Here is an 11,401-nt window from a genome sequence, read left to right on the forward strand (position 1 = left end):
ATTAAGCCATGCACTCAACTTTTTAATGACAAAAGCTTATAAAAACAAAAAGCCCCCGTTTAGGGAGCTTTCTATATAAATGACTTAACGAATCTTAGAGAGCCAGTTGCCCAAAGTCTGTACAATTTGGACTAAAAGCAAGAGGATAATGACTGTTAAAATCACAACGCTTGTATCAAAACGTTGATAGCCATAAGAAATGGCTAAGTCACCAATACCACCAGCACCAACTGCACCAGCCATAGCGGTCGCACCAATAAGGCTAATCGTGGCAGTTGTTAAGTTCAAAATAAGAGAACTACGAGCTTCAGGTAAAATAAAGCGTGAAATAATCTGCCAAGGAGTTGCGCCCATTGCTTGAGCAGATTCGATAATCCCTTCATTTACTTCAAGTAGGGAAGTTTCAATAAGTCGGCCCATATATGGTCCAACATAAATCGTTAAAGGAACGATCGCCGCCCATGTACCAATCGAAGTACCTACCAAGAACTTGGTGAGAGGAATAACAGCAATAAGTAAAATAATAAATGGCAGAGAACGCAATGCATTTACAATTGGGTTAAGCAAATGATAAATGAATTTGTTTGGTAAGATCCCTTCTGGGCGAGTTACAAGCAGAATAATGCCTTGGATGAAGCCCCAAATACCACCAAAAATAAGCGCAAAGAACACCATATTAAAGGTTTCTTGTAATGCAGTTACAAACTGGTCCATAGAAAGGGAACTTTGCCAGAAAGGCTGAGTAAGTTCAGTTAACCATTGTACGATTAAATCTCTCATACTTGATCTCCTGATTGAACTACGCTCACTTCATTTTTTTCTAAAAACTCAATCGCTTGACTGATCAACTGCGGGTCACCTAAAAGCTGTACAAACATTTGACCAATCACTGTGCCATTAATTTCAGTCATATTGGCAAATAAGATATTTAAACTAATATCATATTGTTTAATAAGTGACTGAATTACAGGTTCTTGAGCCGAACGCCCTAAGAATTGTAGGCAATAGATGCTGTGGTGATGTTGATTTTCTAATTGATTTAGAATGTTAACTGGTAACTGCTGATGTAAGACAGTTTGTATAAAGTTTTTAGTTGTTGGATGCTGAGGATTACTAAAAATATCAATAGTTGAGCCTTGCTCAATCACTTTACCAGCTTCCATAACTGCAACATGGTCACAAATAGATTCAATGACATCCATTTCATGAGTAACCATAACAATTGTGATTTTCTGTTCTTGATTGATTTTCTTTAAAAGCTCTAGAACTGATTGAGTGGTTTGCGGATCTAGTGCAGATGTGGCTTCATCACATAATAAAATTTTAGGATGATTTGCTAATGCACGAGCAATACCAACACGTTGCTTTTGACCACCAGACAGTTCATCTGGATAGGCATCTTTTTTATGCTTAAGATCAATAAACTCTAATAATTCATTTAAACGCTTTTCACGTTCTGCTTTTTTGTAATTTAGCAGGCGCATTGGCATTTCGATATTTTCAGCAACTGTTTTGGTTTGAAGCAAATTGAAATGCTGAAAAATCATACCAATATTTGCACGCTCCTGACGTAATGAACGTGCATCTAAAGCAGTGAAGTCCTTTTGATTAATAATAATCTGACCTTCATTTGGTCGTTCGAGTAAATTAATCAGGCGAATTAAAGTACTTTTACCTGCACCACTATAGCCAATAATGCCGAAAATACTGCCCTCTGGAATCTCTAAATTGATTTGATCGAGTGCGCGTATGGTTTGGCTTTTGAGCTGATAGTGCTTTGAAATGTTTTTAAATTGAATCATATCGTCAGAAACTATGCTTGAAAGAAAAAACAGGCAAAGATAATTTGCCTGTTTCACGTTTGGGCTATTATATTACTATTTAGCTTCTGAGAGATAGCTGATTGGTTTGTCTACGTCAACTTTTGTTCCACCAAAGTGTTCTTCAATGTATTTTTTAACAGCTGCAGTGTGGTAAAGCTTACCAACTTTTTGCAAGACAGGATCATTTTTACGTGATTCAGCAGTTGCTAGAACGTTTACACTAATTTTTGAGATTTGATCAATAGGTTCATAGAACATAGAATCTTTGAGTACGTTTAAACCTCCCTCGAGTGCTATGGTATTATTTAATACAACTGCATCAAATTCATTTTTAAGACGTAATGCAGTTTCCATTTTGATTGGTTTGATGTTGATCTTTTTGGGATTTTCGATAACATCAATTGGACTGCCCTGAACAGGATTATAGTCAGCTTTAAGCTTGATTAAGCCAGCAGTTTGTAACAAGAGTAGCGCACGAGATTCGCTGGCAGCATCATCCGGGATTGAAATAATTGCACCTTCAGGAAGTTCTTCAATTTTTTTGTATTTACTTGAATAAATCCCCATTGGCTCAATATAAGTGGTAGAAACCGCTGCAATCTTATCCGGGTTTGAATTATTAAATACAGTAAGATAAGAATAAGCTTGGAATGCGTTCAAATCTACTTCTTTATTTGCAACTGCTGTATTCATTGAAACGGAGTCTGAGAAGTTTTTTATTTCTAACTTCAGTCCAGCAGCTTGGGTTTCAGGTAAAGATGCGATATAACGCCAAATGTCAGCATCCGAACCTGTAGAGGCAATTACTACCTTTTGTACTTTGGAACTATCATTGTTTTGTTCGGCTTGTTGAGCATTTTCTTGTTTGCTACATGCTGTCAATAATACTACTGACATGCTTAAAAAAAGGCTGATCAGCTTTTTCATTTAAAAAAGTCCTGATTAAGATATAGAACAATAACGATTGATCTATATCAATATGAAAAGAGAGGAGTTGGAATTACAACTAGTCTAAACTCTGTGATCTTTTTCTGGGGTTCCATAATTTGCTTGCATATTTTGGCTATAACAGAGGGTAATTGTTTAATAAACAAAAACTGTTTCCCCAAACAGTTCATCCCCAACAGTAGCCAAACGAGCATTCATAAATTTAGAATATTAAAAAACTCTCTACAGGCATAATTTGTAGAGCAAGTCTTTATGGAAATTATTAAAACAGCAGTGTCTGATGACAGTTACAACTAGGTACTAATGATAGCAATAAAAATGTAGTTGATATAGAGGGCTTTTTTCTATTTGTTGATATCTTAATAAATCTTCTAAAAAATTTATATCATTTTCTTCTATTGGTGCACAAAATAAAAAAAGCTCCCTAAATAGGAAGCTTTTTTTGCTAACTTTTATTCAGCTTTTTCACGAGCAATCGCGCGGTAACCGATGTCACTACGGTATTGCATACCTGTGAAAGTTACTTGCCCGCATACTTCTAAAGCATTAATTTGTGCTTCAAGAACGCTGTCACCTAAAGCAGTTACGCAAAGCACACGTCCACCAGAAGTCACAATGTGACCATCTTCACGAGTTGCAGTACCTGCGTGGAAGATTTTAGTATCTTCAGGTGATTGGCCGATACCAGAAATCACATCGCCTTTACGTACGCTATCTGGGTATCCTTCTGCTGCAAGTACAACACCGATTGACTTACGCTCATCCCACTCAGCTTCTTTTGGTAAATTACCTGCAATACCTGCTTCAACCAAATCAACAAGAGATGACTTTAAGCGCATCATGATTGGTTGAGTTTCAGGGTCACCAAAACGGCAGTTAAATTCAATTACGCGTGGTTGACCTTGTTCATCAATCATTAAACCCGCATATAAGAATCCAGTGTAAACATGTCCGTCAGCAGCCATACCATCAACAGTTGGACGCATGATTTCAGTCATTACACGTTCAAAAACATCTGGAGTTACAACTGGAGCAGGAGAGTAAGCGCCCATACCACCAGTGTTTGGACCTTGATCACCTTCAAAAATACGTTTGTGATCTTGTGAAGTTGCCATTGGTAAAATATTTTTACCATCAATCATACAGATGAAAGAAGCTTCTTCACCAGCAAGGAACTGTTCAATTACAACGCGTGAACCAGCATCACCAAATTTGTTACCTGCAAGCATGTCATCAATCGCTGCAAAAGCTTCTTCGTTGGTCATTGCAACGATTACACCCTTACCAGCAGCAAGGCCGTCAGCTTTAATAACGATTGGTGCACCATTTTTTTCAACGTAAGCTTTCGCTGCATCAACTTCAGTAAATACATCGTAAAAAGCAGTTGGAATGTTATGGCGTTTTAAAAAATGCTTAGCAAATGCTTTTGAGCCTTCAAGTTGTGCTGCATATTGAGTTGGACCCCAAATTTTTACACCAGCTTCACGTGCAGCATCTACTACACCATTTACTAATGGTGCTTCTGGACCAACAACAACGAGTTCAACATTATTTTCTTTAGCAAAAGCAATAATTGCTGGGTTGTCTAAAATATCAAGTTGAACGTTAACGCATTTTTCTTCTGTTGCAGTACCAGCATTACCAGGTGCAACAAAAACTTGAGTAACTTTGGTATCTTGCGCGATTTTCCATGCTAAAGCATGTTCACGGCCACCACTACCTAAAACTAAAATATTCATTTTTAATTTGTTCCTTAACTTTAATCCTTTTTCATCCCCCTCTATTTCTCAAAGTGGAGAGATAGTTCCATTATTGTGGAAAACCCTCCTGAATAAAAGGAGGGTTAGGGAGGACTAAATTTAAATTAGTGGCGGAAATGGCGCATACCAGTGAAAACCATTGCAATTCCAGCTTCATCAGCTGCTGCAATAACTTCTTCATCACGCATAGAACCACCTGGTTGAATAATGCACTTGATGCCAGCTTTAGCTGCATTATCGATACCGTCACGGAACGGGAAGAATGCATCAGAAGCCATAACAGCACCTTCAACAACCAAACCAGCATGTTCTGCTTTAATTGCAGCAATACGAGCTGAGTTAACACGGCTCATTTGACCCGCGCCTACACCAATAGTTTGACGGTTTTTTGCATAAACAATAGCGTTTGATTTTACATATTTCGCAACTTTCCATGCGAAAATAAGGTCATCAATTTCTTGTTCAGTTGGAGCGATTTTAGTAACAACTTTAAGATCATCTTTCGTGATCATGCCCAAGTCTTGGTCTTGAACAAGTAAGCCGCCGTTAACGCGTTTATAGTCAAGTTGTGGAGCACGTGCATCAATTGCAGGTAATTCACCACATACTAAAACACGAACATTTTTCTTCGCACCAGTCACTTCAAGTACGCCATCAGCAATACTTGGAGCAATAATAACTTCAACGAATTGACGGTCAACAATTGCTTGAGCAGTTGCAACATCTAACTCGCGGTTAAATGCAATAATGCCACCAAAAGCAGATTCTGGATCTGTTGCATAAGCTAAATCATAAGCAGCTTTAATGCCGTCTAAAGAAACCGCAACACCACAAGGGTTAGCATGTTTTACAATTACACAAGCTGGTTTAGCAAATGATTTAACACATTCAAGTGCAGCATCTGTGTCAGCAATGTTGTTATAAGACAACTCTTTGCCTTGCAATTGTTTTGCTGTAGAAACAGATGCTTCTTTTGCTGTTGCTTCAACATAGAAAGCAGCAGATTGGTGTGGGTTTTCACCGTAACGTAAATCTTGTGCTTTATTCAATTGAGTGTTGAACGTACGAGGGAATAAATCAGCTTCACCTTCGGTCTTACCAACGCGAGCGCCTAAGTAAGAAGCGATCATGCCGTCATATTGAGCAGTATGTTCAAATGCTTTAACAGCTAAATCGAAGCGTGTTTCATAAGAAAGTGAACCAGCAGCTTTTAATTCGTTAATCACTGTATCGTAATCTGAAGCATTTACAACAATACCCACAGAAGCGTGGTTTTTAGCAGCAGCACGAACCATTGTTGGACCGCCGATGTCGATATTTTCGATAGCGTCAGCAAGTGAGCAGTTAGGTTTAGCAACTGTAGCTGCAAATGGATAAAGGTTGACTACAACTAGATCGATTGGATCAATGTTGTGTTCTTGCATAACTGCTTCGTCTAGACCACGACGAGCTAAAATGCCGCCATGAATTTTTGGATGTAGTGTTTTTACACGGCCATCCATCATTTCTGGGAAACCAGTATGTTCAGATACTTCAATAACAGCAATGTTATTATCTTTAAGCAACTTATATGTGCCACCTGTAGATAATAATTCTACCCCTAAAGCTGCAAGGTTTTGAGCAAATTCGACAATTCCTGTTTTGTCTGATACAGAAATCAAAGCACGTTTAATAGTCATGATGTTCAAGTCAACAATTTCAAGTCTACGGATTAAAACCAATTAGAAGCATAAAAAAATGCCCACGACATCGTGAGCATTTTATCATTTATTCACTCATTAAACCGTGAGCTTTTAACTTTTTGCGTAAAGTGCCGCGGTTTAGTCCAAGAATTTCTGCGGCACGTGTTTGGTTGCCACGAGTATATTCAAGAACTACAGATAAAAGAGGTTTCTCCATTTCTGCTAGCACCATGTCATATACCTGAGATGGTTGCTCACCTTGCAATTGTGCAAAATAATGACGAACTGCGCGATCCACGTGGATGCGAAGAGCAACATCAGATTGTGCAGTAAAAATAGGAGATTTGCTATTCATGCGAGTTAATCCGAAAATCAAATACTAGCTTGGGTAAAGTAGTATATAAATGTGGTCTAAAATACGGAGTCCTGTTTTAGATCCTAAAACAGTGACTCTAAAACATAAGAACAATTAGCTTGCCATAAATCTTCGTATTGAGTAAAAAATAAGCGTAACAATAGTTAAATATTTGTTACAGCCCCCTCAAAAACAAAAAAAGTTAGGCTATGCGCTTAATTTAGAAAAGCACACATGCTTAACAGTATATTTTTTGAATTGAGAGCGAGGAGTATATGAGTCAAAGCTTTCGTGGCGCGTATCATACCATTGTCTAGGAAAAAGTGAGCAAATTAACTGCATTTTTTTTTATTTTTTTTTCACTTTTTTTACAATTTAGGGGTGGACAATTTCTAATCGATAATTTAGTAAGCTCTTTTTGCTTTTATTTAAGACAAATTGGAATCTAAAAGGTGTATTGGTTGGAATACGTTGAATTCCACGTAAATTTTCTACCAAGTACTGATTAGGTGTAAAAATGATTTGTTCTTGATCAGTTTGTGAACCAAAACTGAGTTTTAGGCTTGGTAGCTCAATACTTTTATTATTTTGATTGACCAAAACACCTGAAACTTGAGTATGTTCTGAATCAATTCTACGTAGTTTCACTTTCTCTATATTAAGAAGTTCGTATTGTTCAGCTGACTTACTGCAATGCAAAATTTCGCATACATAATTAAATGCATGACTAATAGCAGGACTTTGTTGCATGAGTTTTGGGTTAAACCAGAGAATCTGAAAAGTGAAAACCAAAATCAGAATCAGATTTGCCGAACTCCAAAGCGTATAATATAACCAACTATGTTTTTTACCATGATCTTGTTCGGGGGAGGTTGCTTGCTCTGCTAAGTTGAGGTTCGGTAGTGCATTGATTGGTTCATTATGAAAATAATTTAAATTATTTAAATATGTCAGAAGATCAATATTAGAGTTTTCAACTTTTTGATCAAAGATATCTAACACATGAGAGTGAGTCATATATCGTGTTTGAATAGAACCATTGGCTAAAACAGATGAGTTTGTTGGTTCTGGCAGTTCAATACTAACCAAGTTGGTAAGAGCATTAAAATTTAAATTACATTTAGGGCAACAAACCATACCCTGAGCAACAGTTAACTGGGTAAGAGAAACTTTATAAACTGTTAAACACTTAGGGCAGCGGGTTTGTTTTTCATTCATGAGTTAAATAGTCTCAGTTTGTTGTTTTGCGTTTTCCTGAAATGCGACACCAATTTTCTTCGCGCTTTTCAATATCTAATATATCAAAAAATTCAGAATAAACACCTGAAACATCAGCAACTTGCTCTTCAATTACACCAGCAAGTGCGAACTCACCATCAGATTTAACTAGTTTTGCAAACTCTGGCGCAAGTGCCATTAATGGTCCTGCTAAAATATTTGCAACTAAAACATCTGCTTGTTGAGATTTGAATTCTTGATCAAACTCTTCAGGGAGGCCAACATATAAACCATCTAGGACGCCATTGAGCTCAGCATTTTGTTTTGTTGCTAAAACAGCTTGCGGGTCAATATCTGTCGCATAGACTTTTTTAGCACCTAATAATAAAGCTGCAACACCTAAAATGCCTGAGCCACAACCATAATCAATTACGATTTTATCTTTAACATCAGTTTTGCCTAACCATTGTAAGCATAAGAATGTACTTGCATGGTTACCTGTGCCGAAAGCTAGACCTGGATCAAGTTTAATATTGGTCGCGTTTGCTTCTGGTGGCTCTAACCATTCAGGTACGATCCAGAATTTTTCCCCAATTTGAATAGGTTCATAATAATCCATCCATGCGCGTTCCCAAACTTGGTCTTCAAGTTCTTCATGACGCATTGGCACATCTGGAAGTTGAGCTTTTAAGAAAGCTTCTAATGTATCGACATCGATTGGGTCTTGTTCGTCTTGTTGATAGATACCTGTAACAATGACTTTATTCCATAAAGGTGTTTCACCTGGTAATGGTTCAAGTAGAGCCTGATCTTCGGCATCATCCAGAGTTACGCTTACCGCACCTAGAGACATTAATAGTGTTTCTGTGAATTCAACTTGTTCTTGATCAACGGTAATGTGTATTTGTAACCACTTCACGAAAAGGACCTAAAATTTTATTTAAAGGTCTATTGTAGCCGACTGGAGTATTTTAAAAAAGAAAACGGCCCATCTTTAATGGACCGCTTTTTGAAAATCATACGGTGTTATAGAAAAACTAAAATGTTCTTCTACATATTAAATTTAAATTACATTAAGGAGCAGGGGCTTTAAACTGTAATTTGCCGTTTTCATTTGGTTGGCAAGTACCGTTAAAAGTTGCGCCATTATGGCTATAAGATACCCATTCACCCTGACGTTTTTTAGCACAAGCTCTTAGCTGTTTTTGCATCTCTGATTTGCTTGAATCGGCAGCATGATGAGTTGCTTTGCTGGATTTAGCCGTATGAGTCGACTTTGCAGTATGATTGGTCGCAGCGTGGGTCAACGTTACGCCTGAAAAACAAAGGAGAGATGCAGTTAAGATTTTTAACATGGTGCTTTTCATTTTGTGTTCCTTCTAGTTACGTTAGTTTTAAAGTCATATAAGTGCTGTACAATTTTTATTCTAAAATGAAATATTTCAAAAAACATTCACTTTGTATTGAATTCATGCAACAAAATGTCAAAACATGTGGTGTAGCGTAAATCATGTGATGACAATTTTGTAATTATGTACATCAATAAGCAGATAATTTTGCTATAATGTTCCGTCTTTTTTTTCTGGTGTTTTTGTACTCATGCACTATCCTAAAGTTTATGATGTTATCGTTATCGGTGGCGGTCACGCAGGTACGGAAGCGGCACTTGCTGCGGCGCGTATGGGACGACAGACTTTGCTTTTGACCCATAACATTGAGACTTTGGGTCAGATGAGCTGTAACCCAGCAATTGGTGGTATTGGTAAATCACATTTAGTACGTGAAATTGATGCACTTGGCGGTGCGATGGCTTTGGCTGCCGATAAAGGTGGTATTCAATTCCGTATTTTAAACTCACGTAAAGGTGCGGCAGTACGTGCAACGCGTGCTCAGGCTGACCGTGTTCGCTATAAAGCTGCAATTCGTGAAACTTTAGAAAACCAAGCAAATCTTGATATTTTCCAACAAGCGGCCGATGACCTAATTGTTGAAGGCGATACCGTTAAGGGTGTTGTTACCCAAATGGGTATTCGCTTTGACACAAAAACTGTTGTGTTGACTACAGGTACATTCTTGGGTGGAGTAATCCACGTTGGTTTAGAAAAATCAAGCGGTGGTCGTGCAGGAGATCCTCCTTCTATTGCTCTTGCTCAGCGTCTTCGTGAATTAAAACTACCAGTAGGTCGTTTAAAAACTGGTACACCACCACGTATTGATGCGCGCTCAGTTGATTTCTCTGTTATGACACCACAACCGGGTGACTTTCCGTCTCCAGTGATGTCATTCATGGGTGATGCTTCGATGCATCCTGAACAAGTGAACTGCTATATTACGCATACGAACGAAAAAACGCATGACATTATTCGTGGTGGTTTAGATCGTTCACCAATGTATACTGGTGTCATTGAAGGTGTAGGTCCGCGTTACTGTCCTTCAATTGAAGACAAGATTCATCGTTTCTCTGATAAAGACTCACATCAGGTATTTTTAGAGCCAGAAGGTCTCGATACTCATGAGCTTTATCCAAATGGTATTTCGACTTCATTACCATTTGATGTTCAGTTTGAACTTGTTCGATCAATTCGTGGTATGGAAAATGCCCATATTTTGCGTCCGGGTTATGCAATCGAATATGATTATTTCAATCCGCAAGCTTTGAAATTCACCCTTGAAACCAAAGCAATTAACGGCTTGTATTTTGCAGGGCAAATTAACGGTACTACCGGTTATGAAGAAGCGGGTGCCCAAGGTTTACTTGCTGGTTTAAATGCTGCACGCCGTGCTTGGGAACAAGAAGAGTGGACACCGAAACGTGACCAAGCTTATATGGGCGTATTGGTTGATGACCTGATTACTTTGGGTACAAAAGAACCATACCGTATGTTCACTTCACGTGCGGAATATCGTTTGATGTTACGTGAAGATAATGCCGATCAACGTTTAACAACAATTGGTCGTGAACTTGGTTTGGTTGATGATGTTCGTTGGGCTGCTTATTGTGAAAAAATGGAAGCAGTTGAGCGCGAAACATCGCGTCTACAACATTTGTGGGCGGCGCCTAACAATCCAATGGGTAAGAAATTTGTCGAAATGACTGGTGCTGACTTGAGTAAAGAATGTAGTGCGATTGATTTACTCAAACGTCCTAATATTAGTTTTGCTCAAATTGCAGAGCTTACAAGTTCGGAAGTTTCTGAACAAGTTGGTGATCAAATTGAAATTGCTGTTAAATACGAAGGTTATATTAACCGTCAGCATGAAGATGTAGCTCAATTAAAGCGTCTTGAAGAAACCAAAATTCCAGCCGATTTCGATTATGATGTTGTTTCTGGTCTATCGCGTGAAATTACTCAGAAATTGAAAACTGTTCTTCCAGAAACGTTAGCTCAAGCGAGTCGTATTCCTGGTGTTACCCCAGCTGCTGTTCAGCTTGTAATGATCACGATTCGTAAAAATAACATGATGAGAAAAACAGCTTAATCATTTAAGTAATTAAAAAAGCCCAGTTAAGACTGGGCTTTTTATTTTCTTATCAAAAAATATATGGAAACTTCCTAAGGAAGAAAAAAGATTTCACTTCCTTTTTTTCTTATTTCACAGGTTTCAAAACGAAAG

At 38.0% G+C, this 11,401-nt stretch carries 10 protein-coding genes; 1 reads left to right on the top strand and 9 read right to left on the bottom strand.

Annotated features, from left to right (window positions below):
* Nucleotides 1–84 precede the first annotated feature (84 nt).
* From MSG95_RS08255 to MSG95_RS08295, 9 genes are all read right to left on the bottom strand, one after another.
* On the bottom strand, nt 85–780 hold the full coding sequence (locus tag MSG95_RS08255; RefSeq protein WP_004708028.1) for a methionine ABC transporter permease: 696 nt from the start codon (nt 778–780) through the stop codon (nt 85–87).
* Nucleotides 777–1,802 carry a methionine ABC transporter ATP-binding protein gene (locus tag MSG95_RS08260; protein ID WP_004708029.1) on the bottom strand — a complete coding sequence of 342 codons (1,026 nt, stop codon included), beginning with the start codon at nt 1,800–1,802 and terminating at the stop codon, nt 777–779. The genes MSG95_RS08255 and MSG95_RS08260 overlap by 4 nt, the downstream gene beginning before the upstream one ends.
* Before the next feature lie 75 nt (nt 1,803–1,877).
* Nucleotides 1,878–2,750, bottom strand: a complete 873-nt coding sequence (locus MSG95_RS08265) for a MetQ/NlpA family ABC transporter substrate-binding protein (RefSeq protein WP_077164916.1) — start codon at nt 2,748–2,750, stop codon at nt 1,878–1,880.
* A gap of 473 nt (nt 2,751–3,223) precedes the next feature.
* Nucleotides 3,224–4,510, bottom strand: coding sequence for a phosphoribosylamine--glycine ligase (purD, locus tag MSG95_RS08270; RefSeq protein ID WP_004700803.1), 1,287 nt, complete (start codon nt 4,508–4,510; stop codon nt 3,224–3,226).
* A gap of 125 nt (nt 4,511–4,635) precedes the next feature.
* Nucleotides 4,636–6,210, bottom strand: coding sequence for a bifunctional phosphoribosylaminoimidazolecarboxamide formyltransferase/IMP cyclohydrolase (purH, locus tag MSG95_RS08275; protein ID WP_077164915.1), 1,575 nt, complete (start codon nt 6,208–6,210; stop codon nt 4,636–4,638).
* An 88-nt stretch (nt 6,211–6,298) separates the two neighbouring features.
* Nucleotides 6,299–6,568, bottom strand: a complete 270-nt coding sequence (gene fis, locus MSG95_RS08280; protein ID WP_001086304.1) for a DNA-binding transcriptional regulator Fis — start codon at nt 6,566–6,568, stop codon at nt 6,299–6,301.
* A 375-nt stretch (nt 6,569–6,943) separates the two neighbouring features.
* Nucleotides 6,944–7,786, bottom strand: coding sequence for a zinc-ribbon and DUF3426 domain-containing protein (locus MSG95_RS08285; RefSeq protein ID WP_077164914.1), 843 nt, complete (start codon nt 7,784–7,786; stop codon nt 6,944–6,946).
* A gap of 13 nt (nt 7,787–7,799) precedes the next feature.
* Entirely contained in the window at nt 7,800–8,705 is a 906-nt protein-coding gene (gene prmA, locus MSG95_RS08290) for a 50S ribosomal protein L11 methyltransferase (protein ID WP_077164913.1), read from the bottom strand.
* A gap of 154 nt (nt 8,706–8,859) precedes the next feature.
* Nucleotides 8,860–9,153, bottom strand: coding sequence for a hypothetical protein (locus MSG95_RS08295; RefSeq protein WP_004700812.1), 294 nt, complete (start codon nt 9,151–9,153; stop codon nt 8,860–8,862).
* 232 nt (nt 9,154–9,385) lie between these two features.
* Here MSG95_RS08295 and mnmG point away from each other — a divergent pair, with 232 nt between their 5' ends.
* Entirely contained in the window at nt 9,386–11,266 is a 1,881-nt protein-coding gene (gene mnmG, locus MSG95_RS08300; RefSeq protein ID WP_077164912.1) for a tRNA uridine-5-carboxymethylaminomethyl(34) synthesis enzyme MnmG, read from the top strand.
* The last annotated feature ends 135 nt before the right edge of the window (nt 11,267–11,401 follow it).

This window comes from Acinetobacter sp. IK23 (assembly GCF_035615275.1).
Taxonomy (GTDB): domain Bacteria; phylum Pseudomonadota; class Gammaproteobacteria; order Pseudomonadales; family Moraxellaceae; genus Acinetobacter; species Acinetobacter seifertii.